Genomic DNA, 26,804 nt, shown 5'->3' on the forward strand with positions numbered 1-26,804 from the left:
CCGGACGTACGTTAATCCCATCAGCAGGCAAACCGCCGGCTGATCGGGGAGGCCAGTACATGGAGCGGACGTCCGCACCGGGTGTATGGGAGGCCGCGTCCGGCCTCCTGGCCGAGCCGCCTCACCAATAACAATTCCGGGCATGCGCCCCGGGGCTGGAGTCGATGTGGCTATTTCTGAACAACTGCCCGACGTCGTGACCGACCAGGGACAGAAAGCTACCTCTCGCGCCAAGCGAGCCACCTCAACAACCGGTGCAGCGGCCAGTGACGCCGCGGCCGGTTTTGCTGTTTCCGGGGAAGGGGCAGCAACCTCCGACCGCGGCCGGAGCTTTGTGATCGACACCTCGGTGCTGCTCTCGGACCCGCGGGCCCTGCTGCGGTTCGCGGAACATGAAGTGATCCTGCCGATCGTCGTGATCACCGAACTCGAAGGCAAGCGCCACGACCCCGAACTCGGCTACTTTGCCCGCAAGGCCCTCCGGCTCCTTGATGACCTGCGGGTGGAGCACGACGGGCTGGACCGTCCCATCCCGCTGGGCCACGACGGCGGCACCCTCATGGTGGAGCTGAACCACATCTCCGCGGAGGTGCTCCCGGCCGGCTTCCGCGGCGGGGACAACGACAGCCGGATCCTCGCCGTCGCCAAGAACCTCGCCAACGAGGGCCGCGACGTCACTGTGGTCTCCAAGGACCTCCCCATGCGCGTCAAGGCCTCGGCCATGGGGCTGCAGGCCGACGAGTACCGCAGCGAACTGGTCAAGGACTCGGGCTGGACCGGCGTCGCGGAAATCGACGCCACCGAGGAGGAGGTCTCCACCCTCTACGGCCACGAGCCGGTCTTCATCCCGGAAGCGGCGGAGATGCCGGCGAACACCGGCCTGGTGCTGCTGTCCCAGCGGGGATCCGCGCTGGGCCGGGTGGGCGCCGACAAGCAGGTCCGCCTCGTGAAGGGCGACCGCGACGTGTTCGGGCTGCACGGGCGCTCGGCCGAGCAGCGGCTGGCCGTCGACCTGCTGATGGACCCCTCCGTGGGCATCGTGTCCCTCGGCGGGCGGGCGGGAACGGGAAAGTCGGCACTGGCCCTCTGCGCCGGCCTTGAGGCGGTGCTGGAGCGCCGGGAACACCGCAAGGTGATCGTTTTCCGGCCGCTGTATGCCGTGGGCGGCCAGGAACTGGGCTACCTGCCCGGCTCCGAGGCGGAGAAGATGAACCCGTGGGCCCAGGCCGTCTTCGACACACTCGGCGCCCTGGTCAGCCAGGAGGTGGTGGAGGAAGTGATGGACCGCGGCATGCTCGAGGTGATGCCGCTGACCCACATCCGCGGACGGTCCCTGCACGATGCCTTCGTGATCGTGGACGAGGCCCAGTCGCTCGAAAAGAACGTCCTGCTCACCGTCATGAGCCGGATCGGGCAGAACTCCAAGATCGTCCTGACCCACGACGTCGCCCAGCGCGACAACCTCCGGGTCGGCCGGCACGACGGCGTGGCCGCCGTCGTCGAGACGCTCAAGGGCCACCCGCTCTTCGGCCACGTCACGCTGACGAGGTCGGAGCGCTCGCCGATTGCGGCACTGGTGACGGACCTGCTGGAAGGGGCGGAGGTCTAGGCGTTACTGTCCCAGCACCGTGCCGTGGATTGCCGCGGCGGGGATGGGGCCGAAGGCCCGGGAGTCCACTGAGGACTCCCGGTTGTCGCCCAGGACGAACAGCTGGCCGGGCGGGACGGTCACCGTGCCGAAGTAGACTCCGTCAATGGTCCGCCGGTTGACGTAGGGCTCCCGCGCCTCGGCCCCGTCCACGTAGAGGACGCCGTCACGGATGGCGACGGTCTGGCCGCCGGTGGCGACAACCCGTTTGAGCAGCACCGCCTGGTTGGGCATCTCGCCGTCGTCCGGGCCGGTGAACACCACCAGCTGGCCCGGGCGGACGCCGGCCAGCTGGGGGCCTGCCTTGTTGAGCCAGACGACGCTGCCGGCCGGGACTGTGGGTTCCATGCTGGTAGAACTGACCGTGATCGGCTCCACCACCCAGAGCCGCAACACCAGCAGCCCGCCGAGGCAGGCGGCGGCGACGGCCAGTGCCCGGCCCGGCATCCCGGTCAGCCCTTTACGGGATCCCAGACGGCCGGGGCCGCCGTGATCGGATCGTTCGGGTCCGGCTCGTCGGCTCCGAGCCCCACCCGGAACTGGAGCATCATGGAGTGGTCCTCATGGGTCAGGTTGTGGCAGTGGACCATGTAGCGTCCGCGGTGGGGCCCGAAGTGGATCAGCAGCCGCACCGTTTCCTGCTCGCCGAGGTACACCACGTCCTTGGGGCCCTTCTCATACGCGAACGGCGGACTGCCGTTGCGGCTGAGGATCTGGAAGTCCACAAGGTGCAGGTGCATGGGGTGGAACCAGCCGCCCGAACTGTTCTCCAGCTCCCAGATTTCCACGGTATCCAGGGCGGGTGCGGCCATCACCCGCTTGAAACCGCTGGCGATGACCTCCTCCCAGGTCAGGTCGTCAATGGTCCAGATGTTGGTGTCATCGTCGTGTTTGATCCGGAACCTGCGGGTCTTGGTGGCATCGGCTGCCGTGAGGTTCATGGGATGGCTGGAGGCCAGTGTAGTGGGGATGGTGTTCCAGGTGGGGTCCGCCGTGTTGACGGGGTCCCCGACGACGTCGAAGGCCATGATCTTGCCGGTGTTGTCGAAATCGCGGTTGTTCTCGTTCGACGAATTGCGCAGTTCGATGCGGGTACCGGCGGCGTATTTGCGGAAGTCGATCAGGATCTCGTAGCGTTCAGCGCCGCCGTGGCGCCAGGACCCTACCGTCTGCGCCACGGGAACCAGTCCGGAGTCGGTGGCCACCACGGTGACAGGGTCTCCGGTGCTGAGCCTGAAGTTGTACGACCGCGACACGGAGGCGTTCAGGATCCGGAAGCGGTAGACCCGCTTCTGGACCTTCATGACCGGCCAGGGCTTGCCGTTGACCAGGATGACGTCGCCCCACAGGCCTGAATGCTCCCGGTCGTCGAAGCCCAGCGCCCCGTTGGCCGCGAACATGGCGTCGCTGATGGTGAGGGGAACGTCGAAGGCGCCCTGCGGGAGCAGCGCCTTCTCCACCGGGTCGCTGATCAGGAACTGGCCGGCCAGCCCCGAGTACACGTTCTGCGCCGTGAAGTGCACCGCGTGGTCGTGGTACCAGAGGGACCGCGCCGGCTGGGCGTTCGGATAGTGGTAGTCCTTGTAGAACCCGGGGAGGGTGAGGTCGTTGGCGTAGCCGTCGAACTGCGGCAGCGAGGCGGAGCCGTGAAGATGGGTCGACGTCGGCAGGGCGTAGCCCAGCGTCGGGTGTGTGGCCGGGAGCTGGTTGCGGACACGCACGATGGCCCGAGTTCCCCGGTCGATCCGGATGGTGGGGCCGGGGAAGATGCCGTTGTACCCCAGGATAGGGGTGGTCAGCCGGGACAGGATTCTGGCGCTGCCCAGCCGCTGCGTCATGGTGTAGTGGCGGGTGGTCACGCCGTCGGCGCCGACGGTGGTCTGGTACGCCAGCGGCGGGGGGACGGTCAGCGGCGTCGCATAGGGCCGCGGCATGTCGCTCTTGCTGAGCTGGCTGGCGGACTTCGCACTGACCCCGGAGATGGGCACTGTCACGAGGCCGGCCCCCACCATTCCGATTCCGCCAAGGATGAGCGCCTGCCGCCGCGTAACCGACATCTTGACCAGCTTCCTTTCACCATCGGTGCTTTGCCGACAGCGTCTGCCCAGGAGCTTGGAAAAACCTCCAGAATGCCGGCCAGGCAGTACAGCTACGGGGTGTGGTGGGACAGCCCCAGCGACAGCCGGGAGCCGCCGGGGCCGTCGAGGACGAGGGCCACCGCCTGGTCCGGGACCTCGAAGACCAGGGTCGCCTTGACCGAGGCGCCCTGTTCGAGGTCCGTCATGGGCGGTGACTGCCAGACCGGGCGGAAGACGTCCCGGCCCAGTCCGGAGATGCTGAACTTCCGGGTGTCCAGGCGCATCCCGCCGGGCTCCAGGGCGGTGGCACGGACCACCAGCCGCACCCGGTGGCTGCCCGCCGGAGGGGGTGCGTCAAAGGCGTCGTCGTCGTCGTCCGGTTCCCAGCCGTCGTTCTCCACCGGGACGATCTCGCTGATGCTGGCCATGCCGCCCGGGACGGACGCCGACGCGCCGAGGGGGACGCTGCGCTCGGGTTTCGCCGTGACAAACAGATAGGCCAGGCCCAGCCCGATGACGGCAAGCAGGGCGACGGGAACAAGGATGATCCGCCGGCGTCTGGCGTGCTCCGGCGGCGTCGCTGCAACCCCCGTGGCGGACATGGTGCCAGTCAAGCCCGGCGGACTTGGGAAAACCCGGTGACCGGCGGTCCCAGTCCGAATTTGCCTAGGCGTCGATCCCCAGGAACGCCGCGGTGGCGGCATGGCCCTCCACCTGCAGCTGCCAGCCGGGGCGGATGAACCCGGCGGGGGTGAGGCGGACCTTCTGGACCTCCTGGCGTGTGCCGCCCCAGGCTGCCCGGCCCACGCCGTTGAGTTCATAGCCAAGGGCGCGGGAGACGCCCAGGGACTGCCGGTTCCAGGCGGCGGCCTCGGATTCCGCGGCTTCCGCGCCCAGCCAGTCGAACGCGTAGAGGGCGACGGCGGCACGCATCTCCTTCCCGAACCCGCGGCCCTGTGCGCTCTGCCGCAGCCAGGAGCCGGTGGACACCGTCTTGAGGGAAGCGAAATCCTTGGCGCCGACGTCCTGGCAGCCGATGAACGCGCCGTCGTGCCAGATGCCCAGCAGGAGGGTCCACTCCGCGGGGGTCATGTCCCCGCGGCACCGCCAGTACCACTGCGCCATGTTGCGGCTGAGCTCCGCGGCGGGGGCCTCGGCCCACGGCCTGCTGAACGGGCTGCGGCCGGGTTCGTGGATGCCGCTCAGCGCCGCTTCCGCCGCCGCCGGGATCTCCTCGTCGCGGATGGGCCGCAGCACCAGGCGGGGCGTGGTCAGGGTGAGGCCGAATGGCGGCCAGAAGCGGGTCAGCTCGGTCATCCGGGAAGCCTAGCGGCGCTCGCGGCCCGCGGCCAGTCACAGGCGCTCAGCCGGCGGGTAGTTCCCAGCTGATGTGCCGGCGCACGTCCGTGAGGTTCAAGGATTCGGCGAGGAACAGGTCATCGAGCATGTACTCGTCCACGGCCAGGATCCGGATCCAGTGCCCGTACTCCTCCTGTTCGGGCTGGTCCTCTCCGGGCTGGTCCTGTCCGCCGTCGAGCCAGCGGCTCGCGACGCAGACGCCTGTGCCCGTATCGATCCGGACCTGGGTGCGGCCCGGCCGGCACAGCGGGGCGGAGGGGTCGAGGGGGCGGTAGCCGGGGTTCGGCGCCACGGTGGCCTCCAAGGCGGGACGGCCCTCGTGGACGACGTCGGTGACGGTGCCCAGTTCGACCGCGTTGGCGTTGGGGAACTCGAGCGGCACCGGGGCGTTGCCGGCCAGCTCCACAGGGTCCAGGGCGGCGGCGAAGCGGCCGTTCCCGAACCCGGGTTCGCCGTACGCCGCCTCCGGGCGGCGGCGGACCAGCCCGTGGTCGTCGTAGACCGGGGTGACCAGGTGCGGCGGCAACAGCCAGGTCTTCCGTGTGGAGCGGACGTAGAACACATCGCGCGAATCGTTGATGCCGGTGGTGCTCTCCAGGATCAGCCCGTCCGCGGTTTCCAGCCGCAGCGCGCCGGGACGGCGCAGCCACGCGCGGACCAGGTCCGGCGGGGTGCCCGGGGCGCCGGGTCCGCCGTCGAAAGGCCGGTCCAGGTACTCAAAGCGCAGGGTCTGCCACTTCCACGGCGAGGAGCGGCACAGGTGGCGGAAGGCGGCCGTCCGTTCCGCGGCGTTCCCGGGCTGGCGCGTCCCGCGCCGGTTCGAGCTGTCCCATGCGGCCATATCCACAGTTTACGCGCGGCCCCGGTACTGGCCGCGGGAAATTCCAGTAGCATCCGAGGGTGATCCAACGACTCGACGGGCTGGGTGAAGCGGCGCCGCTGGCGTTCTGGCTGGTGCTGCTGGCCTGTGCCTATCTGGCCGTCGCGGCCGTGAGGCTCACCGTCATCGACATCCGGCACCACCTGCTGCCGGACCGGATCGTTTTCCCGTCCTACGCCGTGGCTGCGGTGCTGCTCTTGGGCGCAACGGCCGTCCATGCGGCGGCGGGCGCCCCGGCGTCGGCGGCCGTGCCCGACGGCGACGCCGGGCTTTTCGGGGTGCCCGGCCTCCGCGTGGTGGCCGGGGGAGCGGCGCTGTGGCTGTTCTACTTCCTGCTGCGGGCCGTGTACCCGCCCGGCATGGGGTTCGGCGACGTCAAACTGGCCGGCGTGCTCGGCATGTACCTGGGCTTCCTCGGCTGGCCGCACGTGTTCGCCGGGACGTTCGCCGCGTTCCTCTTCGGCGGCCTGTGGAGCCTGGCGCTGCTGGCGACCCGGCGCGGGAGCCTGCAATCGAGCATCCCCTTTGGGCCGTTTATGCTGGCGGGCGCCACCGCGGCTATGGCCCTGCTGCCGGCCTGACGGGGACGCGAAACGGCGGCCGGCGCCTTTCGCTGGAAAGGTGCCGGCCGCCGTCGGGGGCTGCCATGTGTGCGGCGCCTGTCAGCGCCGCGCTGGAACTAGGCCAGGGGCTAGGCCTTGTGCGGCGGGCGGGTCATGGACATCACGTCCAGGGCCGTGTCCAGCTGCTCCTCGGTCAGTTCGCCGCGCTCCAGGAAGCCCATGGCCACGACGGTCTCGCGGATGGTGAGGCCTTCGGCGACGGCCTTCTTGGCGATCCTCGCGGCGTTCTCGTAGCCGATGAACTTGTTCAGCGGCGTAACGATCGAGGGGGAGGCCTCGGCGAGGAAGCGGGCGCGCTCGACGTTGGCGGTGATGCCGTCAATCATCTTGTCCGCCATGACGCGGCTGGTGTTGGCCAGCAGGCGGACGGATTCGAGCAGGTTGGCGGCCATCACGGGGATGCCGACGTTCAGTTCGAAGGCGCCGTTGGTCCCGGACCAGGCGATGGCGGTGTCGTTGCCGATGACCTGGGCGCAGACCATGATGGAGGCCTCGCAGATCACCGGGTTCACCTTGCCGGGCATGATCGAGGAGCCCGGCTGCAGGTCGGGGATCGCGATCTCGCCGAGGCCGGTGTTGGGGCCGGAGCCCATCCAGCGCAGGTCGTTGTTGATCTTCATGAAGGAGATCGCGATGTTGCGCAGCTGGCTGGACGCCTCAATGAGGCCGTCACGGTTGGCCTGGGCCTCGAAGTGGTCGCGGGCCTCGGTCAGCGGCAGGCCGGTGTCGGCGGCCAGCAGCTCGATGACGCGTTCCGGGAAGCCGGCCGGGGTGTTGATGCCGGTGCCGACGGCGGTGCCGCCGAGCGGGACCTCGGCGACGCGGGGGAGGGAGGCGTTGATGCGCTCGATGCCGTAACGGACCTGGGCGGCGTAGCCGCCGAACTCCTGGCCCAGGGTCACCGGCGTGGCATCCATCAGGTGCGTGCGGCCGGACTTCACCACGTCCTTGAACTCGACGGCCTTGCGGTCCAGCGAGTCGGCGAGGTAGCCCAGGGCGGGGATCAGGTCGTTGATCAGGGCCGACGTGGCGGCGACGTGCACCGACGTCGGGAAGACGTCGTTGGAGGACTGCGAGGCGTTGACGTGGTCGTTCGGGTGGACCACCTTGTCGCTGCCGGCGGCCTTGAGGGCGCGGGTGGCGAGCTCGGCGATGACCTCGTTGGCGTTCATGTTGGAGGACGTGCCCGAGCCGGTCTGGAAGACGTCGATTGGGAAGTCGCCGTCGTACTTCCCGGCGGCGATCTCGTCAGCGGCGCCGGCAATGGCCTGGGCGAGCTCGCCGTCGAGCACTCCCAGCTCTGCGTTGGCCTGGGCTGCGGCCTTCTTAACCCGGGCGAGGGCCTCGATGTGGGCGCGTTCCAGGGTCTTGCCGGAAATGGGGAAGTTTTCGACAGCACGCTGGGTCTGGGCACGGTACAGGGCGTTCACGGGGACGCGGACTTCGCCCATCGTGTCGTGTTCAATGCGGAATTCTTCGGTGTGCAACTCGTCTGTGGAAGTCATGGGGCTAGCTTATTGGGCGGAGGCGCCCCACCGAAAACCGTGAAGCCGCCGGGGCGGGCCGGCGGCAGCGCCTACAGCTCGCCGATCCCGGAGACCAGGTCGGCGCGGCCCTCGGCGAGGCGGTAAGCGAGTCCGATCACCGCGGCGCGGCCGCCCTGGACGGCGTCGGAAATGACCCGGGAGCTGTCCACGAGGCGCTGCGAGGTCTGCTTGACGTTTTCGACCACCATGTCGTTGATGTCGTGCTGGTCGTTGCGGATCGAGGTCAGCACGGACGGGGTGATGCGCTCGACCAGGCTGCGGATGAACCCGGCCGGCATCTCTCCGGTCTTCACGGCGTTCTGGGTGGCGATGACCGCGCCGCAGCTGTCGTGGCCGAGGACCACAATCAGCGGCACGCCCAGCACACCGACGCTGTATTCCAGCGAGCCGAGGACGGCGTCGTCGATGACCTGGCCCGCGGTCCGGACGACGAAGGCGTCGCCGAGGCCGAGGTCGAAGATGATTTCTGCGGCCAGTCGCGAGTCCGAGCAGCCGAAGATCACCGCGAAGGGGTGCTGGTTCTCCACGAGCGAGGAACGGCGGGAGGCGTCCTGGTTGGGGTGGGACGACTCTCCGGCGACGAAGCGTTCGTTGCCTTCGCGCAGACGGCGCCAGGCAAGGGCAGGGGTGAGATAAGTGGCCACGGGAATACCTTACGGCGAAGGAATAGCCGAGGGCGAAACTGTTGCGCCGGCGCTGTTTCCGGTGGATGCGCTGCCGGCGTTCTCAAGGGACTGCAGCACCGCGGTGGCCAGGGCCGTGAATTCGTCCAGCTGGGCGGACCCGGTCAGGATGACGGTGGTCCCGGCGGCGTCGTTCAGCACCATGCTCTTTTCGCCCTTGCCGGTGTCGCGGAGCTCCCACTCCCTGCCCCCGGCGCTGCGGGTGCCGGTGACGGGCGCGCTCTTGACCTGCTGGAGCAGCCACGTGGGGTTGGACTGCCGGGTCTGGACCAGGCCGATGAAGGATTCCTTGGGGGTAAGGTAGCCCACCTCCCAGGTGGGGACGCCGCTGCCGGTCCCGGACTCCCACCGCGCGTAATTCGCACGGAATGTGTCGCCGGTTTCCGGGGCGGCCGGTGTGAATCCCGCCACATCGGCTGCGTTCGCCGCCACGGCGCTGACGTTGATGTCCGGCCGGTAGCCGTCCGATTTCGGCGACGGATTCAGCAGGACGATCGGCAGGAACGTGGCGATGCTCAGGACCAGCGCAATGATCATGCCGATCACCGAGGCGTTCGCGCGCTTCGCCGCTCCGGCGGTCAGGACGGGCTTGACGGGCTGCTGCCCGGACGCGCCGGGCTCTCCCTGGCCGGCGCTGCCGGAAGGGGAAGCGGGGGCGGAGGGGGGCGTTTCCTGCAATTCACTCACCCCTCTATAGTCGCCCATCGCGGGCCCGAACTCACATTCGACGGCGCTCCGCCGGGAGGGACGGGTGTTTCACGATCCGGTCATTTCCGAGACGCGGCTTTTCGCCACGACTATGATCAATAGCAGACGAGATCACTCACCAAAGAATCACCGCGACGGATCGACCTGTCCGTGCGGATTCAATGATCGCCACTCGAAGAAGAGGTTCACGTGACACCAGCGCCAATGACCCAGAAGTACTCCACGCTCTCCCCGTCCCTCGCCGTCGGCATCGACGAGCCGGACCGCAACCTTGCACTGGAGCTGGTCCGCGTCACCGAAGCCGCCGCCATCGCCGGCGGCCACTGGGTGGGGTTCGGGGACAAGAACAAGGCCGACGGCGCCGCCGTCGACGCCATGCGCTCCTTCCTCCAGACCGTCCACTTCAACGGCGTCGTTGTGATCGGCGAGGGTGAAAAAGACGAAGCCCCCATGCTCTTCAACGGCGAGCACGTCGGTGACGGCACCGGCCCCGAGTGTGACGTCGCCGTCGACCCGATCGACGGCACCCGCCTGACCGCCCTGGGCATCAACAACGCCCTGGCCGTCCTCGCCGTCGCCGAGCGCGGCTCCATGTTCGACCCCTCCGCGGTCTTCTACATGGAAAAGCTGGTCACCGGCCCGGAAGCGGCCGACATGGTTGACCTGCGGCTGCCGGTCAAGCAGAACCTGCACCTGATCGCCAAAGCCAAGGGCGTCAAGGTCAACCAGCTCAACGTCATGATCCTGGACCGCGACCGGCACCGCCCGCTGGTGGAGGAAATCCGCGAGGCCGGCGCCCGGACCAAGTTCATCATGGACGGCGACGTCGCCGGCGCCATCGCCGCGGCCCGCTCCGGCACCGGCGTCGACGCCCTGATGGGCATCGGCGGAACGCCGGAAGGCATCGTCGCCGCCTGCGCCATCAAGTCCCTGGGCGGCGTCATCCAGGGCCGGCTGTGGCCCACCAGCGACGACGAGAAGCAGAAGGCGATCGACGCCGGCCACGACCTGGAACGGGTGCTCTCCACCAACGACCTCGTCTCCAGCGACAACTGCTACTTCGCGGCGACGGGCATCACCGACGGCGACCTGCTCAAGGGCGTCCGCTACTCCAAGGACAAGGTCCTCACGCAGTCCATCGTGATGCGCTCCAAGTCCGGCACCATCCGCTTCGTCGACGGCGAGCACCAGGCCAGCAAGTGGGAGGGCTACGCCCGCAAGAACTAGTTGCGGCCGCCGGGCCGGCAGACTCCCGGATCCCGGGGCGCTTCCGCGCCCCGGGATCCGCTGTTTTCCGGGCGCACCGGGGCCGCTCCCGGATTGGATAGGGTGGAGCCATGACATGGCTCGTAACAGGTGGCGCAGGGTATATCGGTTCGCACGTGGTTTCCGCTCTGCGGGACGCCGGGATGCAGGCGGTGGTGATTGACTCGCTGTCCAGCGGACACCGCGAGTTCGTCCCGGAGGACGTCCCGTTCGTGCACGGCACCATTCTCGATTCGGAGCTCGTGGCCCGCACCATGCTGGAGCACAAGGTGGCCGGCGTGATCCACCTGGCCGGCTTCAAGTACGCCGGCGTCTCCGTGCAGGAGCCGCTGCTGACGTATGAGCAGAACGTCACCGGCACGGCGGAACTGCTCAAGGCCATGGAGCTGGCCGAGGTCGACAAGCTGGTCTTCTCCTCCTCCGCAGCTACCTACGGCACCCCCACCGGCGACGTCGTCACCGAAGACACCCCGACGCAGCCTGAATCCCCCTACGGCGAGAGCAAGCTCATCGGCGAATGGCTGATCCGGGACCAGGGCAGGGCGCGGGGTCTCAAGCACACCTCGCTGCGCTACTTCAACGTTGTCGGCTCCGGCTCGCCCGAGCTGTATGACACGAGCCCGCACAATCTGTTCCCGATCGTGCTCCGCGCGCTGACCGGCGGAAAGACGCCGCGCATCAACGGCACCGACTACAACACTGAAGACGGCACCTGCGTGCGGGATTACGTGCACGTGGCCGACCTGGCCACGTCGCACGTCGCGGCGGCCCGGGCCCTGGCTGCCGGCACCCCGCTGGAGCGCGTCTACAACCTCGGTTCCGGCGATGGGCTGTCCGTCCGCCAGATCATGACGGCCATGGCCGCGGTCACCGGGATCGACTTCGAGCCGGAGATCGGCCCCCGCCGCGCCGGCGACCCGGACCGGATCGTGGCCGACGGCACCCTGGCCGCGCGGGACCTCGACTGGAAGATGCGGCACTCCGTGGAGGACATGGTGGCCAGCGCCTTTGAGGCTCAGAAGAAGGCAGTCTCCGCCGGACACTAGCGCCCCAACCGGGGGACATGTCCAGTGTTCGCGCCCGGGAACGGACATAGTGGCACTATGCCCAGCGGGCGGGGCAGGCAGGGGGCATGTCCACTGTTCGCGCCCGTCACTGCGGGACATGCTCATTGTTCGTGCCCGCCACTGCGGGACATGCTCACTGTTCGCGCCCGCCACTGCGGGACATGTCCAGTTTCGCGCCCGGGAACGGACATAGTGGCACTATGTCCAGCGGGCGGGGCAGGCAGGGGGCATGTCCCGTGGGGGAGTCAGCGGCGGAGGGCCCCGCGGAGGCGGGCGGGCAACGCCCGGGCTGCCTTCAGGCCGCGGCGGGCCGTCTGTGCCCCGAGCCGGGCCGCCTGGTATCCGCCGTAGCGCAGCTTCTTCACCGGCAGGTCCCATGTCCCCGGGTAGGCCACCTCGCGCCCGCCGAAGGATTTCTTGAACGCCGTGAAGCCGGCCCACTTGTGGTCGGGCTGGTCCGCCGGTGCGACGCCCCAGAGATCCACATGCTTCAGGCCCTTTTCCTTGGCGTCGGCCATCAGCGTGACCAGCAGCGGGATGCCTGCGCTCAGTTTCCGGTGCGCGTCGTCCAGGGCGGCGTGGGCGTAGGTGCGGGTGTCCGCCGAGTCATAGGCCAGGGCGGCTGCCACCGGCTGGCCCTCCAGCTCGGCAATGAACAGGGTTGCGGCGCCCGCGGGCATCAGCGCACGCGCCACCTGGGTCAGGTATTCGTCGCTCTGCGGCTTGAACCCGTTGCGGGCGGCCGTGAGGTGCAGGAACCCCAGCAGGACCGAGATCTCCTCCGGGTCCTGGCTGGAGCGGAACGTCACACCCTTTTTGTGGATGTTGCGGTACAGGTTGCGGTTCACCGGTTTCATGTCGGCGAGGACGTCCTTGAAGTCCCGGTCCAGGTCCACAATCCAGGTCAGTTCGGGCTGCTGGTTGGCCGGGGCCGGCCGCAGCCCCCGCGCGCGCAGCACGGTGCCGGCGTCGGCCGCCGTGAAGCCTGCGTCCACCGGCTCGATCCGGACAAACACGGCCCCGCAGGTGCGGGCCAGCTTCACCAGTGCCGCCAGGGCTGCGTCGAACGCGGCCAGGGACTCTGCCACCGGGCCGTAGGGGGCGTACAGGAGTTTCCCGGCCGGGTTGCTCTCCTCGATGGCCAGGACGCTCCAGCCCGGGCCGGAGAGCTGGTGGACGCTCCGGCCCTGGGCTCGCTGGACATCGGCCCACGCGGGGCTCTGCAGGAAGTGGTCCACAGTCTCAGGCTTTCAGTGCTGTTGTGACGGCGAAGGCCACGGCTGTCCCGGCAGCGCCGGACACGGGGTGGGCATTGACCGGGGCCTCGGCCGCGGGGAGGAAGGCGCTGCCGCCGCGCTCCAAGCGCAGCTCGCCCTTGGGGGAGTCCAGGAGGATGGAGCCGGACACCACAAGGATGACCGCGGCACCGGACTGGGCCACCGGGACCGGTTCCGCGCCGGGACCGAGCTCGATGCGCTGCAGCTGGAACTCCCGGAACGGCGGGCGGAAGACCTCCTGGCCCAGCATCGTCGGCTCGGCAGCGAGGGTGGGCACGCCGGCGGATTCAAAGGCGATGGTCCGGAGCAGTTCCGGCACGTCCACGAACTTGGGGGTCAGGCCGCCGCGCAGCACGTTGTCCGAGGACGCCATCACCTCGATGCCCAGGCCGTGGAGATACGCATGGACATTGCCGGCGGGAAGGTAGACGGCCTCGCCCGGTGCCAGCGAAATGCGGTTGAGCAGCAGCGAGATCAGCACCCCCGGGTCGCCCGGGTACTGCGCCTGGAGGTTGACCACCGTGGACAGCTCCGCCTGGAACGGGGCGGTGGGGGCGCCGGAGACGAGGGCGGCCACAATCACGGATGCCGCGTCGGAGACGTCCGCGCCGCCGGCGATCAGCCGCTCAAACGCCGAGCGCAGGGCCGTGTGCTCCTCGGGGTGGGACAGGTCCGCCAGCAGGAGCGGGACCAGGCCGGGCAGTTCCAGGCCCGCCAGTTCAAAGTCGGCGGCGATCAGCTCGAACACCGCTTTCGCCTCTGCCGCCGGCCGGAAGCCGCACAGCGCCTCAAACGGTGTGAGGGCGAAGATCATCTCCGGCTTGTGGTTGTCGTCCTTGTAGTTGCGGTCCGCCGCGGCGCGGTCGACGCCCGCCGCCTCCTCGCGGGCGAACCCCTCCCGGGCCTGTTCCAGGGTCGGGTGCACCTGCAGCGAGAGGGGGCTGTCAGCGGCCAGGACCTTCAGCAGGAAGGGAAGCCGCGGTCCGAACTCCGCCACGCTGTCGCTGCCCAGGTGGTGCTCCGGGTCTTCCGCGATCAGCGCGTCCAGGGCCCGGCCTCCGGGGTGTTCAGCGGCTGCGGCATGGGCGCCGGCCCGTCCGGTGCCGGCCGGGCTGAGGGCGACCGAGGGGGAGTCCGGGTGCGCGCCGATCCACAGTTCAGCCTCCGGCCCGCCGGAGGCCGCCCTGCCCAGCAGTCCGGCGATGGCCGTGGTGGAACCCCAGGCGTAAGGCCGGAGGACATTCTCGAGTTCGTACACTGCCTGGTGTCCCTATCTGTTACTGATGTTTGCTGCGGAAAGTGCGGCCGCCGGACTTACAACGGAGCGCACTGGCCGTTCGTGGCGACCAGGTTGCGGATGGATTGTTCGTCGCCGATGCGCTTGAACTCGTTGAGCATCTCCACCGTGATCGGCTCGCCGTCCGGCGTGGTTGTCACCGGAGTGAAGTCCGACGGCGACGGTGCCGGCTGGGTGCCGGGCTGGGCCTGCGGCAGCGCCCCTGCTGCGGACAGCGGGCCGGGGGCCGCGTCCTGCGGAACGATGGCGTCCCCGGCGGCCGCCTCGGGGGCGGGGCCAAGGAGCGCGTCCACCTTCTGGTGGATCTGGTCGAAGTCCGGGACGGTCGAGAAGGAGGCATCGAAGTCCGGTGGCCCGATGGTCAGCCGGCTCACGTCCTGGCCCTTGGCCTTCATGGCGAGGTCCACGAAGCTGCCGAGCTGGCCGGCCGAGACGTTGGAGTCCACCACCTTGGTGCCCGCGTTGGCGATGTCCTCAAACTTCGCCAGCAGGGTGGCCGGATCCAGCTGCTTCAGCATGGCCTGCTGGACACACTGCTGCCGCTGGATCCGTGCGTAGTCGTCCACGAACTCGCGGGAGCGGCCGTACCAGAGGGCGTGGTAGCCGTCGAGCGTCTGCTCGCCGGCGCGGATCCAGCCGATCGGCATGCCGTGGATGCCGTTGGCTTCATCCACCATGTCGCCGCTGAGCGGAACCCAGCCGCCGGCCTTGATCCGGATGCCGCCCATGGCATCAATGAGCTTGGCGAAGCCGTCCATGTCCACCAGCACGTAGGCCTGGACCTTGATGCCCAGGGTCCCGGACACCGCTTCCATCGTGGCCTGTGCGCCCGGGTCCGCCACACCGGGGTAGAGGTCCCGGTGCTCGTTGGTGACCTCGGTGTTGATGGCGTTGATGAGGCACTCGTTGCCGCAGTCGTAGCCGTCGGGGTAGATCTTCCGCATCGGCGAGTCCTCGCTGAACTGTGCGTTCTGGAGGTTGCGGGGTACGGAGATGATGGCGGTTTTGCCGGTCTTGGCGTCCACGCTGATCACCGAGAGGCTGTCCGGCCGGCGGCCCGTCCGGTCCGCGCCGGCGTCGCCGCCCATCATGAGGAAGTTGTACCGGCCCTCCGAAGGCTCAATGGCCGGACCGTTGGAGAAGATGCTGCCGATGGCGGCGCGGCTGACGTTGAGCATGTAGGCGGCGTAGCCCAGGGAGCCGCTGCTGAGAACCATGGCGAGGACCAGCACACCGACGACGGCGGGGCGCGCCTTGGGCGCAAGCAGGACCGGGCGGATCAGCCGCAGGGTGTTGATGAACAGGGCCGCCCAGCCGGCGGCCAGCGCCACCAGGCCAACGATGAGCAGCAGCGACGTCACCGGGCCGGTGACCAGGTTGATGAGCGTCGGCCGGGAGACCACCAGGAGGACCGCTGCCAGGACGGCCAGCACCCAGACGGTGAGCGTGACCCGCAGCGCGAACCGGCCAAGACGCCGGTTGCCGGCGACGATCTGCGCGCTGCCGGGCACCAGCAGCGTCATCAGGACCAGCAGGAAGGCCCGCTTGGTCAGCACCGGCGCGGCTGCCCCGGAGGGGTAGCGGACGGGGTCCGTGAGGGACGGCGCGGCCGTCCGGTTCCGCGGTGCCGGCTGACGGGAGGGGGCGTAACTGTTGGTCATCTCGCGGTCCTTAACGGCTGCCCCGGGGAACGACGTTGCCGCCGCCGAACACGTCAGCCACCTTGTCCCGCAGGCTGGCACCCTTCCGGGTGGCCACCTGGTTGAGTTCCTGGGCGAAGTCCACCAGGTCCGCGCGCAGCCGCGCGGCCAGCGGGTCCGTCCCCGCGGCCAGCATCCGCACCGCCAGGAGGCCCGCGTTGCGGGCGCCGCCGATGGAAACGGTCGCCACGGGAACGCCGGCAGGCATCTGGACGATGGAGAGCAGGGAGTCCATGCCGTCCAGGGTTTTCAGCGGCACGGGCACGCCGATCACCGGCAAGGGCGTGACGGAGGCCAGCATGCCTGGCAGGTGGGCGGCGCCGCCGGCGCCGGCGATGATGACCCGAAGGCCGCGTTCGTGGGCGCTCTGGCCGTACTGGACCATTTCCAGCGGCATCCGGTGGGCGGAGACGACGTCGGCCTCGAAGGGAATGCCGAACTCGGCGAGGGCCTGGGCGGCGGCCTCCATGACGGGCCAGTCAGAGTCCGAACCCATCACGAGCCCGACGATCGGGGCTGCGCTGTTGATGTTGCTGGTGCTCATACGTTCTCCTCGTGGGCTCCCGCGCCGGCGGCGGGCTGGACCCGGCCGTCGCGGATGATGTTGGCGACCGTGGCGGCGCGCTCCCGGACCGAGCCGACCTCGGCCACGGAGCCTCCCACCAGGTTGACGTGCCCGATCTTGCGGCCGGGCCTGACGGCCTTGCCGTAGCAGTGGACCTTCGCCGCAGGCTCACTGGCCAGCGCCGCAGGGTAGGCGGAAAAGAGGTTCTGGTTCTCGCCGCCGAGGAAGTTCTTCATGACCACCACGGGGCCGAGCAGGTCCGTGGCGCCCAGGGGCAGGTTGAGGATGGCCCGGAGGTGCTGTTCGAACTGGCTGGTCACCGAGCCGTCCTGCGTCCAGTGGCCGGTGTTGTGCGGGCGCATGGCGAGTTCGTTGATCAGGAACCCGGCGCCCACGCCGGGGGTCTCGAACATTTCCACGGCCATGACACCCGTGACGCCGAGCTCGCTGGCGATCCGCAGTGCGGCGTTCTCGGCCGCGGCCGCGACCTCCAGCGGGATGTCCAGGGCGGGGGCAATCACTTCGTCGCAGACGCCGTCGACCTGGACCGTGTGCACCACGGGCCACGCCCGGGCCTCGCCGTCCGGTGTGCGCGCCACCATGGCGGACAGCTCGCGGCTGAACTCGACTTTGGCTTCGGCCAGCAGCGGCGACATGGTCTCAAACCAGTCCGCCGTCTCTGCGGCGTCTGCCGCGGAGTCCACGATCCGCACACCTTTGCCGTCGTAGCCGCCGCGCGGGGTCTTCAGTACCACCGGCCAGCCGGCGTCGTCCCCGAAAGCGACCAGCGCGGCGACGTCGTCAACGGCGGCCCAGCGCGGATTAGGCAGCTCCAGTCGGTCGACGGCGGCCCGCATCACCAGCTTGTCCTGGGCGTTGACCAGGGCATCCGGGCCGGGGTGGACGTTGACGCCGGCGCGCTGCAGGGCGCGGAGGTGTTCTGTGGGGACGTGCTCGTGGTCGAACGTCAGGACGTCCAGGCCGCGGGAGAACTCCAGCAAGTGGTCAAGGTCGGTGTAATCACCGACCGGGGCGTTGGCCACGGCAGAGACGGCAGAGACGTCCTCACCTTCGGCAAGGACGCGGAGCTCGAAGCCCAGGGCAGTGGCTGCGGGGGCCATCATTCGGGCGAGCTGGCCGCCGCCAACCACACCGATTACAGGAAAAGTCACATCTCCCAGCCTACCGAAAGCCTCGGCATATCCCGGCTTTTGGTGTTCCCGGTCCGGGTGCCGCAGGCCTTCCCGCCGCTTCCGGAGCGCAATCGGCGCTAAAATGGGCCGTTGGCCTTATGGCCCACAGTTCACACAGGCCACGGAGGGTCATGATTACTACACTTACGGAGCGCCTGCGGGGGCTTGCCTCGCTGTTCTGGCGCGAAGTGGCCAAATTCGGTGCCGTGGGCGGCGTCGCGTTCGTCATTGACAACGGGCTCACCTACTACCTGATGCACGGCCCGATGACCGACAGCGAGGCCAAGGCCCGCTTCGTCGGGGCCAGTGTGGCCACCGTGTTCTCGTGGATCGCCAACCGCTTCTGGACCTTCCGCCACCGCCGGCAGGACAACGTGCTCCGCGAGTTCCTGATGTTCATCCTGATCAACGGGATCGGCATCGGCATCTCCACCGGCTTCACCGCCCTCGCCAAGTACGCGTTCGGAATCACGGACAAGAACGTGCTGTTCCTGGCCGGAGTGGTCGGCATCCTGGTCGCCACCGTGGTGCGTTTCTTTGCCTACCGCTTCCTGGTCTTCAACAAGGAACTCGACGAAGAGCCGGAGTTCTCCCACGACCACGAGATCATCGAACGGCACCCGCAGGGCGACGGCGCAGCCGTTAAGAAACACAGCGAGGGAGCAGCGGTCACGACGCAGGCCGCCAGGGACACCGCCGGAGTGCAGGGCGTGGCGGATCCGGAACGGCCCGGCCCGCAGGCCTAGGCAGGCCTGCGCTCAGCCGGCGCTGACGCGCTCGTCCGCGAGCAGCTTTTCCGTCACCTCGACGTCGGGGTGCACCAGCACCACGGAGCCGTCGCCGCGCCAGGCGCCCAGGGACCTCGCCAGGACGGTCTCCAGGCCGTCGCCGGCAGGCACCAGGAGCCGCACCCCGCCGTCGTGGGATGCCGCGAAGCCATCCAGCAGGCCTCCGTGCAGGTGCTCTGCCCCCGCAGCGGTCAATACGGCCCGCCGCGATGGCTCCGGGTCAACGTGGGGCATAAATACATCCCCGTGGGAGCGCACCTCCGCGGCGTAGTCGACGACGCCGGTGGGCAGCTCGCCCGGCCACCGCATGGCCAGGGCCGGCAGCGCCACGGCCACCACGGCGTCGAACGCCCCCAGAGCGGCGCCGGCGGCCGGTTCGGCGGTGGCCAGGAGATCCGCCTCCGCGTCCCCGAAAACCACCTCCATGCCGAGCTGCCACGCCGCCAGGGCCAGGATCACGGACTTCCAGTGCGCCGGCAGGTCCAGGCGCAGCCGGGTTCCGGGTTCGGCGTCCAGTTCGTCCTGCAGCAGGTTGCTGGTTTTTGCTACCCAGTTCTCCAGCACCCGGCCGGAGAGTTCCACGCGCTCGGCGTCGGGGCCGTACCAGGTCAGGCGGGGCGAGGTTGACTGGCCGGACCGCAGGGCTGTCATCAGTTCGATTGCCGGGATGCTCATGGATTCATCTTGTCACGGCGGGAACCGGTGTGATCTCCGTCATGTCCGTGGCGGGTCATCCGGCGCCGGCCGCGGACGGCCCGGGAACTTTCCCGCGAATTCAGGAAAAATTCTCAAAAGTACTCAGTACCCTGATTATTCCGCGGGTTCTCCGGGCCGGGGTCAAAAAAAATCGGGCGTGGCGTGCCCCTGTTTTGGATCCGGGGTTGATTATTATCTCCGCCGTGGCTTGACTCCCGGATACTTACACACGTGTAATTAGGTATCGAAGGCCAATGCGCAGAAACCGGCACACAACCGAGTGTCCGAGGGTCAGTCAAAGGCTGCAAAAATCAGAGAGGAACGCCAATGGGGCTAGCAGAGCGTATCCATGAAGAGGCCGTCGTTGCTGGACAGGCCACGGCAAAGTACCGTTCACGCGGGGTGCCGAGCGACTGGTATGTGGATCCGGCGGATCCGGACGCAGCCGACCGCTACAACGAACAGGCCAAAGACTCGCTGCAGGACCAGGCCACGGCCTTCCTCGCGGCACATGACGAACTTCTGTCGGGTCCGGACCCGGACAACGACCCCCTCGACCCGCCCATGGAGCTCCAGGGTGCCCAGCAGGGCACCACGGCGCAGCCGGTGTGGATCGGCTTGCCCTCCCAGCAGGACTTCGACGATGAAGGCGAGCTGGGCTGGCAGACGGATGCGCTGTGCGCACAGACCGACCCGGAGGCATTCTTCCCCGAGAAGGGTGGCTCCACCCGCGACGCCAAAAAAGTGTGCGGGGCATGCAACGTCCGCTCGCAGTGCCTTGAGTACGCCCTGTCCAACGACGAGCGTTTCGGCATCTGGGGCGGCCTCTCCGAGCGCGAGCGGCGCCGGCTTAGGAAGCGAGCAGTCTAATTCTTCAGGAAGTACGAGTCACCGCCGTCGTGGTTTCCCACGACGGCGGTGATTTTCTCCCCAGAACCTTGGCGGCATTGGCGGCCCAGACCCGGCCCGCGGACACCTGCATCGGGGTCGACACCGGATCCCGCGACCACTCCGCGGCGCTCCTCGAACAGGCGTTCGGCGCAGCCAACGTCACCGTCTTCGAGCAGGCCCGCAGCGGCATGGGTGCCGCGGTGCAGGCAGCCCTCGGCACGCTGGCCCCCTGGGGCGGCGCACCCAAGGGTGCCGGCGCGGCCACCGAGTGGATCTGGCTGCTGCATGACGACGCAGCGCCCGCCCCCGAGGCCCTCGCCGAGCTGCTGCATGCCGTGGAGCGTGCCCCGTCCGTCACCGTGGCCGGCTGCAAGCAGCTGGACTGGCATGCCGAGCGCCGGCTGATCGACGTCGGGCTCTCCACCAGCCGCTGGGCGGAACGCCTCACCCTCATCGAGGCCGATGAACTTGACCAGGGGCAGTACGACGGCCGGAGCGACACGTTCGCCGTCAACTCCGCCGGCATGCTGGTCCGCCGGGACGTCTGGGAGGACCTGAACGGCTTCGACCCCGCCCTGCCCGGCAGCGGCGACGACGTCGACTTCTGCTGGCGGAACCGGCTGGCCGGCCACCGCGTGGTGGTGGTGCCCAGCGCCCGGATGTTCCACGTTTCGCACCGCCCGCACGCCCTCGGCAACGCGACGGCGGCCCGCAAGGCGCAGGTGCACCTGCGGCTCAAACACGCGGCCGCATGGATGGTCCCGCTGCACGCGGCCGGGGCGCTGCTGGGCAGCATCTTCAAACTTGTCCTGAGCATCGCCGTTAAGGATCCGGGGCACGGCTTCTCGCAGCTCCTGGCCACCATCGGGGCGCTGGGGCGTCCCGCGGCCGTGGTCCGCGGCCGGCGCAACGCCGCCCGGACCCGCCGCATCCGGCGGTCGGTCATCAGGGGACTGCAGACCCCCCGGCGTGAAGTGTGGGCGCATCGCCGTTCCCTCATGGAGGCCCTCGGGGCTGACGACTCCGGCGACGGCCCTGCCGCCAACGACCCGCTGGCCGAACAACCCACGGGAGACGCGGCCGACGACTTTGCCGCCCTCACCACCACCGAGCGCGGCTGGGTGGGCAACGGGGCGCTGCTCGCCATCCTCATCACCACCGCGGTGTCCCTTGTTGGCCTGCTGAACATCTTCCGCGCCGGCGCCGTGACCGGCGGCGCGATGATTCCCGCCTCACAGCAGCTGGGCGAGATCTGGAACCACGCCTCAGGGTGGTGGATCACCCTCGGCGCCGGGCTGCCCGGGCACGGCGACCCCTTCGGCTACGTGCTGTGGGCACTCGGTGTCCTGGGCGCCGGCGACGCCAACGCAGCGGTCGGCTGGATGCTGGTGCTGGCCATGCCGCTCTCCGCCCTCGGCGCCTGGTTCGCCGCAGGGGCCCTGACGCAGCGCCGCCGCCTGCGCCTTGCGGCCGCCCTCGTCTGGGCCGGCGCGCCGGCCCTGCAGGTGGCACTGAACCAGGGCCGCACAGGCGCGCTGATTGTCCACGTCATGATGCCGCTGCTGGTCCTTGCACTGCTGCGGGCCACCGGAACCGCAGCGGGACGGGGCCGCTACGCGGTGCCCGCCCCCGGCGAACGGCGCTTTACCGAGGCGCCCCCGGCCAAGCCCGGAATCAACGGCACGCCGTCCTGGACCGCCGCCGCCGCGGCGGGGCTGGCCCTGGCTGTCGTCTCCGCGGCGGCCCCCTCGCTGCTGCTGCCCGCCGCTGTCCTCGTGGCCCTCTGCGGCACCCTGCTGGGCCGCCGCGGCCGCACGGTGTGGTGGGCGCTGCTGCCCAGCCTCGCACTGTTCGTGCCGTTCGCCATGTCCACCCTTGACCGTCCCCGCGCCCTGCTCGCGGACCCGGGCGTGCCGCTCGGATTCGACGCCGCCCCGCTTTGGCAGCAGTTCCTGGGCCAGCCGCTGCGTTTCGCTGCCGACGGCGGCCTCACCGGACTGCCGGTGTTCGGCGCCGGATCCGCGGTGCCGTGGGCGCTCCTGCTGGGACTCCTGGTCGGACTCCCCGCACTGCTCCTGGCCGGGGCCGCGCTGTTCCTGCCGGGCCGGGCTGCGCGCACCGCCCGCGCACTGTGGGCCGCCGCGCTCCTCCTGCTGGCCGGAGGCTGGCTCAGCAGCCAGGTCGCCACCGGCGCCAGCGCCACCGTGCTGGTCACCCCCTTCACGGGACCGGCCGTCTCGGCCGCCGCCTTCGCCCTCCTGGGGGCGGCCCTGATCGGCACCGCCGGCCTGCTGGACGCCGCAGACCGGGCCGCCGCGGCAACGGCGGGCCGCAAGGTCCTGGTCCGCGCCACAGCAGTCACGGCCATGGTCCTCCTGCTCGCCGGCCCGCTCGCCGGTCTCACCGTGTGGGCCGCGCAGAATGTCCTCCCGCCGGCGGCCGGCACCGGCCTGCCCGGGACAGCATCAGGGGGCTCCGGCTCGCTGGGCACCCCGCGGCTGGTGCAGCCGGCCGAACCCCGCACCCTCCCCGCGACGGCCATCGACCGTGGTGAAGGACCGGAACAGTCCCGGACCCTGTTGATCTCCACCGGCGAGGACGGAAGCTTTGACGCCACGCTGATGCGCGGCGCCGGCACCACGCTCGACGCCCTCTCCACCATTGCCGCCGCCCGCCCGGTCATGGGCGGTCCGGGCGAGGAACAAGTCCGGGACGACGACGCCGTGGTTGCCTCGCTCCGCAACGTCGTGGCCACGATCGTGGCCGGCCAGGGCGTTGATCCGCGCGGTGAGCTCGAGCAGCTCGGCGTCGGCTTTGTGGTCCTGCGGGCGGCTGACACCGCGGCGGAGCTGACCGCGAGCCGCATGGACGCCGTCCCCGGGCTGGTTGCCGTCGGCAAGACCGGCGCCGGCTGGCTCTGGCGGATCAGCCCCCTCAACCAGCCGGCGCTCCAGGCCGCCGACGTCGCGCATCGGGTACGGATCGTCGACGCCGCGGGCGCCACGGTGGGGCTGGTCCCGTCCCGGACGGTGTCCGCCGACTCGGCGGTCCCTGCCGGACCGGACGGTCGCCTGGTTGTGCTGGCTGAACGCGCCGACCCCGGCTGGAGCGCCTGGCTCGACGGCCGCCGGCTCACCTCCACCACCTCCGGCTGGGCACAGGCCTTTACCCTGCCCCCGCAGGGAGGCCAGCTCAGTCTCCGCTACGAAGCGCCCTGGGCCGTCTGGGCGGGCGTTGCCCAGGCCGTCATCATCGGCCTGACCGTGCTGCTCGCCATCCCCATGCCTGCCCGCCGGCCCAACACCGGCCTCTCCCGGGACGAAGGGTCCCTGCGGAAGGAACGCCACCATGCCCAGGGATGACACACCCGCCACCACCACCCCGGGTGCACCCGGGCCCGAGGCCTCCGCGCAGGAGCTGCCGGCGTCGCCGGCACGCCGGAAGGCGCTGCCGTCCGCCGGCCGGCTGGGCGGCGTCCTCACGGCCGTTGTGCTGGTCGCAGCCGGCGGCGGGCTGGTGTCTGCGGCAGCGCTTTCCCCCCAAGACTCAGCCAGCAGCCGCCCTGTCGAGGCCCCGCTCGCGGCCGTCCCCGCGGGCAGCAGCATCGGCGTCTGCCCGGGCCCGGCCCGGCTGCTCGAAGGCGCCCCCGTGGGCACCGACCCGCAGTTCAGCCCCGAGTCCGCCACGGCCCGCAGCGACGTGAACGCTGTGGTGCTGGGTTCCAGCGGCGGTGTCCTGCCGGGCAGCCGCCTTGCCTCGCTTGCGGGCACCGCACTGGTGGAACTCGCCCCGGCGGCGCCGGAATCCGGCAGCTCTGCCCCGGCCGCGCCGGAATCCGCCAGCTCCGCGCCGTCCGGGGGGCCTCCCGTCCAGGCCGCCGGTGTGGTCTCCCAGCGCGGCGTCGACGGCGTCAGTGTCCTCAGCGCCGATGCGCAGAACGGGCGGCAGGCGGCCGCGGGCGCGGTGATGCGCTACGCCGCCGACGACGGCGACCTCCGCGGGTCGGCAGCCGTGGCATGCCAGCAGCCCGCCAACGATCTCTGGCTGGTCGGCGCGAACACGTCCCTGGGCCGGACGGCCGTGCTGAACCTCACCAACGCCTCCAGCAGCCCGGCCACCGTCAGCCTCGACCTGTTCGGAGCCAAGGGACAGATCCAGGCCCCGGGCAGCCGCGGACTTCTCGTCGCCCCGGGCACCACACGCTCAGTCATCCTGGGCGGGCTGGCGCCGGGCCAGGAGCGGCTCAGCGTCCGGGTGCGCAGCGCCGGCGGGCCCGTGGCCGCCGCCATCCAGCAAAGCGTCCTGCGGGGACTGACACCGGGCGGCGTCGAGTTCATTGCCCCCGCAGCGGCCCCGGCCCTCCGCCAGGTGGTCACCGGCGTCGACATCCAGGATCCGGCCGGGCTGGCGGATCTCACCGGCAAACCCGGCTTCGGGGACGCGGGACCTGCCCTGCAGATCACCGTGCCGGGGTCTGCCGATGCGGTGGTGGCGGTCAAGCTGTTCGGACGGGACGGCCAGAAGGCCCTGCCGGGCGGCGGGGCCGTCACGGCCAAGGCCGGATCGGTCACTGAGATTCCGCTCTCCGGGGTGCCGGCCGGGCCGTACACGGTCGCCGTCAGTTCGGACGTTTCCTTCACCGCGGCAGCCCGCGTCACCCGGGGCCTGGCCGCCGCGGATCCCGTCGATTTCGCGTGGTCCGCAGCTTCGGCACGGCTGGGCAGCCAGCACGTCGTCCCGGTCCCCGGGTCGGGAGAGCGCCACCTTGTCTTCGGCGCACCCGAGGGCCGTGCAACGATCACCTACACGCCGGTCACGGCGGACGGCAAGATCCGTGCCGCGGCCGCGGCCGACATCGCCGGCGGCACCACCGCCTCGATCGCTGTCCCGGCCGAGGTGGAGGGCTCAGCGCTGGTCGGCTACCTCGTCTCCGCCGCGGGGGATCCCGCGTACGGGGCCGTGCTGGTGCAGCAGGACGGCCGGCCGGACGTCTCCACCGTCGCGATTGCCCCCGGGGCAGCAGGGCAGGAACAGGTCCCGGTGACCCTCGGCTACTGACCGGGGGAGTGGTGCCGGCCGGGCGCAGTCGTGAAACCGGCGCGGTTCTAGTAGCGGCGGTGCTGTCCTAGTAGCGGCGGCGGTAGACGGGGTCCAGCGACTCCGGCGGCACACCCAGCATCTCTGCCGTGTACTCCACAACGACGTCGTGCACCAGGTCCTGGAGTTCGTCGCGGCTGCCGCAGGCCTGCTCCACCACCCTGCGGTACAGGGTGATAACAGGGCCTTCGTCCGGCGTGGCCGGGGTGTAGGCGCCCATCGGGGCGGGGGCGCGGTCCGCGACGAGCTGCTCGAGCCCGGGCGGAATCTCGTTGACGGCGAAGCGGACGCCGTCCAGCGGTTTGCCCCAGATGTCGTGAAGGCGCTCCGCCGAGTCCAGGACAAAGTCATCGAAGCGGTCCGACCGGGTGCGGTACCCCGGCAGGGTGGGCAGCATGAGCTCGCCGCGGAGACCGCGGCCGTGCCGGTTCCGCCGCCGCTGCCGGAAGCTCCTCGGCGCAGCAGGTCCGGCGTCCGTTTCAGCCAAGCGGACCGTAAAACCCGAATCGTGGTGCGATGACTGCATATCTCGACTCTAAACCCGCCGCATGGTTTACGCGATATGGGCCGCCCGACCCGCCGTCAGCGTGCCGCCCGGCGTCCGGCGGCCCGGGGGAGTAGTCTGTGATGTCGTGGGTGCGATTCGTCTTTGTTCAAGGTCAGCCTGCCGCAATTCAGCGGTGGCGACTTTGACGTACGTCTATGCCGACTCCACCGCGGTGCTCGGTCCCCTGGCCACCTACGCCGAACCGCACTGTTACGACCTGTGTGAACAGCACGCCGGATCCCTGACCGTTCCGCGCGGCTGGGAAGTGCTGCGGCTGGCCATGCCGGCCACCCCGGCCGGTCCCGGCCCTGACGACCTGCTGGCCCTCGCCAACGCCGTCCGTGAGGCGGCCGCACGGCCCGCCGCGCCCGAGTCCGGCCCGGCCCAGCGCGGTGCGCACGCCGCCCTTGAAGCTCCGGCCCCGGCCGAGGGGACCCGCCGTGGGCACCTCCGGGTTCTGCGCGAACCGTCCTAGCGTGCAACTGGCGGTAGGCTGGGAACTGCAAAATCCGTAAGCCACCGGCGCCCGCTGCGGCGTCCACCAGGGAGCGTCCACCATGCCGAAGATCAGCCCCGAACTGTTGTCTGTCCTGCGATGCCCCGTGACAGGCTCCGCGCTGGCGCAGGAGGGCGAGGAACTCGTCGCCGCAACGGCCGGGCCCTCCGGCGAGAAGCTTCGCTACACCATTGAGGACGGCATCCCGCTGCTGCTCCCGCCGGAACTGCTCCCCGCCGCCGCTGCGGCCCCCTCTTTCCAGCACGACGCCGGCACCACCTCCGGGTCCTGAATCACCGGCCCATCGTTCCGCCGTTCGGCACCGAAGTACTTCCAGCCACCGATAAGCACGCACACCGGCCTGCCGGACAGCCAGCGCCCGGACAGCCAATTTCCGG

Annotated in this window: 25 protein-coding genes; 10 read left to right on the forward strand and 15 right to left on the reverse strand. The window is 70.0% G+C overall.

Features of this window, described 5'->3' with window-relative positions:
- Nucleotides 1–166 precede the first annotated feature (166 nt).
- The gene (locus AR539_RS07365) at nt 167–1,609 is read left to right on the forward strand and encodes a PhoH family protein (protein WP_066434251.1); all 1,443 of its coding nucleotides are present in this window, start codon (nt 167–169) and stop codon (nt 1,607–1,609) included.
- Nucleotides 1,610–1,612: 3 nt separating this feature from the next.
- Here the strand turns inward: AR539_RS07365 and lepB are convergent, their stop codons facing one another.
- The 5 genes from lepB to AR539_RS07390 all read right to left on the reverse strand — a co-directional run bounded on the left by lepB (nt 1,613) and on the right by AR539_RS07390 (nt 5,926).
- On the reverse strand, nt 1,613–2,095 hold the full coding sequence (gene lepB, locus AR539_RS07370; RefSeq protein ID WP_066434255.1) for a signal peptidase I: 483 nt from the start codon (nt 2,093–2,095) through the stop codon (nt 1,613–1,615).
- A 5-nt stretch (nt 2,096–2,100) separates the two neighbouring features.
- The gene (locus AR539_RS07375; RefSeq protein WP_066434258.1) at nt 2,101–3,705 is read right to left on the reverse strand and encodes a multicopper oxidase family protein; all 1,605 of its coding nucleotides are present in this window, start codon (nt 3,703–3,705) and stop codon (nt 2,101–2,103) included.
- 92 nt (nt 3,706–3,797) lie between these two features.
- A complete protein-coding gene (locus tag AR539_RS07380) occupies nt 3,798–4,328 on the reverse strand; it encodes a hypothetical protein (protein WP_231728523.1) in 531 nt (176 codons plus the stop codon).
- A gap of 64 nt (nt 4,329–4,392) precedes the next feature.
- The gene (locus AR539_RS07385; RefSeq protein ID WP_066434263.1) at nt 4,393–5,043 is read right to left on the reverse strand and encodes a GNAT family N-acetyltransferase; all 651 of its coding nucleotides are present in this window, start codon (nt 5,041–5,043) and stop codon (nt 4,393–4,395) included.
- A 46-nt stretch (nt 5,044–5,089) separates the two neighbouring features.
- Nucleotides 5,090–5,926, reverse strand: a complete 837-nt coding sequence (locus AR539_RS07390) for a hypothetical protein (protein ID WP_066436269.1) — start codon at nt 5,924–5,926, stop codon at nt 5,090–5,092.
- Between the two features lie 59 nt (nt 5,927–5,985).
- Between AR539_RS07390 and AR539_RS07395 the strand changes: the two genes are divergently transcribed.
- Nucleotides 5,986–6,546: a prepilin peptidase gene (locus AR539_RS07395; protein ID WP_066434266.1), complete on the forward strand. Its 561-nt coding sequence runs from the start codon at nt 5,986–5,988 to the stop codon at nt 6,544–6,546.
- Between the two features lie 110 nt (nt 6,547–6,656).
- Here the strand turns inward: AR539_RS07395 and AR539_RS07400 are convergent, their stop codons facing one another.
- The 3 genes from AR539_RS07400 to AR539_RS07410 form a co-directional block, all read right to left on the reverse strand.
- Entirely contained in the window at nt 6,657–8,093 is a 1,437-nt protein-coding gene (locus tag AR539_RS07400) for a class II fumarate hydratase (protein WP_066434269.1), read from the reverse strand.
- A 71-nt stretch (nt 8,094–8,164) separates the two neighbouring features.
- Nucleotides 8,165–8,779, reverse strand: coding sequence for a carbonic anhydrase (locus tag AR539_RS07405; RefSeq protein ID WP_066434274.1), 615 nt, complete (start codon nt 8,777–8,779; stop codon nt 8,165–8,167).
- 9 nt (nt 8,780–8,788) lie between these two features.
- Complete coding sequence (locus AR539_RS07410; protein WP_231728524.1) at nt 8,789–9,505, reverse strand: DUF4245 domain-containing protein; 717 nt, start codon at nt 9,503–9,505, stop codon at nt 8,789–8,791.
- Nucleotides 9,506–9,730: 225 nt separating this feature from the next.
- Between AR539_RS07410 and glpX the strand changes: the two genes are divergently transcribed.
- The gene (gene glpX, locus AR539_RS07415) at nt 9,731–10,753 is read left to right on the forward strand and encodes a class II fructose-bisphosphatase (RefSeq protein ID WP_197410608.1); all 1,023 of its coding nucleotides are present in this window, start codon (nt 9,731–9,733) and stop codon (nt 10,751–10,753) included.
- Between the two features lie 110 nt (nt 10,754–10,863).
- Entirely contained in the window at nt 10,864–11,838 is a 975-nt protein-coding gene (galE, locus tag AR539_RS07420; RefSeq protein WP_066434280.1) for a UDP-glucose 4-epimerase GalE, read from the forward strand.
- A 266-nt stretch (nt 11,839–12,104) separates the two neighbouring features.
- Here the strand turns inward: galE and AR539_RS07425 are convergent, their stop codons facing one another.
- The 5 genes from AR539_RS07425 to AR539_RS07445 are packed head-to-tail and all read right to left on the reverse strand — an operon-like array spanning nt 12,105 to nt 17,822.
- Nucleotides 12,105–13,097 (reverse strand): lipid II:glycine glycyltransferase FemX, encoded by a 993-nt coding sequence (locus AR539_RS07425; RefSeq protein WP_066434284.1) that lies wholly within the window; start codon nt 13,095–13,097, stop codon nt 12,105–12,107.
- Nucleotides 13,098–13,101: 4 nt separating this feature from the next.
- The gene (manA, locus tag AR539_RS07430) at nt 13,102–14,394 is read right to left on the reverse strand and encodes a mannose-6-phosphate isomerase, class I (RefSeq protein WP_066434287.1); all 1,293 of its coding nucleotides are present in this window, start codon (nt 14,392–14,394) and stop codon (nt 13,102–13,104) included.
- A 56-nt stretch (nt 14,395–14,450) separates the two neighbouring features.
- Nucleotides 14,451–16,094, reverse strand: a complete 1,644-nt coding sequence (locus AR539_RS07435) for an LCP family protein (protein WP_066434294.1) — start codon at nt 16,092–16,094, stop codon at nt 14,451–14,453.
- A gap of 10 nt (nt 16,095–16,104) precedes the next feature.
- On the reverse strand, nt 16,105–16,677 hold the full coding sequence (gene purE / locus AR539_RS07440) for a 5-(carboxyamino)imidazole ribonucleotide mutase (protein WP_066434297.1): 573 nt from the start codon (nt 16,675–16,677) through the stop codon (nt 16,105–16,107).
- Nucleotides 16,674–17,822 (reverse strand): 5-(carboxyamino)imidazole ribonucleotide synthase, encoded by a 1,149-nt coding sequence (locus AR539_RS07445; RefSeq protein WP_066434301.1) that lies wholly within the window; start codon nt 17,820–17,822, stop codon nt 16,674–16,676. The genes purE and AR539_RS07445 overlap by 4 nt, the downstream gene beginning before the upstream one ends.
- A gap of 200 nt (nt 17,823–18,022) precedes the next feature.
- Between AR539_RS07445 and AR539_RS07450 the strand changes: the two genes are divergently transcribed.
- Nucleotides 18,023–18,637, forward strand: coding sequence for a GtrA family protein (locus AR539_RS07450; protein ID WP_231728525.1), 615 nt, complete (start codon nt 18,023–18,025; stop codon nt 18,635–18,637).
- Nucleotides 18,638–18,649: 12 nt separating this feature from the next.
- Here AR539_RS07450 and AR539_RS07455 read toward each other — a convergent pair whose 3' ends face one another.
- Nucleotides 18,650–19,354, reverse strand: coding sequence for a TIGR03089 family protein (locus AR539_RS07455; protein ID WP_066434302.1), 705 nt, complete (start codon nt 19,352–19,354; stop codon nt 18,650–18,652).
- Between the two features lie 348 nt (nt 19,355–19,702).
- Here AR539_RS07455 and AR539_RS18950 point away from each other — a divergent pair, with 348 nt between their 5' ends.
- Genes AR539_RS18950 through AR539_RS07470 form a run of 3 tightly spaced genes read left to right on the forward strand, consistent with a single transcriptional unit; the run spans nt 19,703 to nt 25,324 of the window.
- Nucleotides 19,703–20,245, forward strand: a complete 543-nt coding sequence (locus tag AR539_RS18950; RefSeq protein WP_082699237.1) for a WhiB family transcriptional regulator — start codon at nt 19,703–19,705, stop codon at nt 20,243–20,245.
- 29 nt (nt 20,246–20,274) lie between these two features.
- The gene (locus tag AR539_RS07465) at nt 20,275–23,628 is read left to right on the forward strand and encodes a glycosyltransferase (protein WP_066434304.1); all 3,354 of its coding nucleotides are present in this window, start codon (nt 20,275–20,277) and stop codon (nt 23,626–23,628) included.
- Nucleotides 23,615–25,324 carry a DUF5719 family protein gene (locus AR539_RS07470; RefSeq protein WP_066434307.1) on the forward strand — a complete coding sequence of 570 codons (1,710 nt, stop codon included), beginning with the start codon at nt 23,615–23,617 and terminating at the stop codon, nt 25,322–25,324. The genes AR539_RS07465 and AR539_RS07470 overlap by 14 nt, the downstream gene beginning before the upstream one ends.
- A gap of 67 nt (nt 25,325–25,391) precedes the next feature.
- On the opposite strand, the gene AR539_RS07475 is transcribed toward AR539_RS07470, so the two are convergent.
- Nucleotides 25,392–25,889: a metallopeptidase family protein gene (locus tag AR539_RS07475; protein WP_066434310.1), complete on the reverse strand. Its 498-nt coding sequence runs from the start codon at nt 25,887–25,889 to the stop codon at nt 25,392–25,394.
- Between the two features lie 106 nt (nt 25,890–25,995).
- Here AR539_RS07475 and AR539_RS07480 point away from each other — a divergent pair, with 106 nt between their 5' ends.
- Both AR539_RS07480 and AR539_RS07485 read left to right on the forward strand, forming a co-directional pair.
- Nucleotides 25,996–26,385, forward strand: coding sequence for a DUF3499 domain-containing protein (locus AR539_RS07480; protein ID WP_066434312.1), 390 nt, complete (start codon nt 25,996–25,998; stop codon nt 26,383–26,385).
- Nucleotides 26,386–26,467: 82 nt separating this feature from the next.
- Nucleotides 26,468–26,698 (forward strand): Trm112 family protein, encoded by a 231-nt coding sequence (locus AR539_RS07485; protein ID WP_066434315.1) that lies wholly within the window; start codon nt 26,468–26,470, stop codon nt 26,696–26,698.
- The last annotated feature ends 106 nt before the right edge of the window (nt 26,699–26,804 follow it).

The sequence above is a fragment of the Arthrobacter sp. EPSL27 genome (assembly GCF_001512305.1).
Taxonomy (GTDB): Bacteria; Actinomycetota; Actinomycetes; order Actinomycetales; family Micrococcaceae; genus Arthrobacter.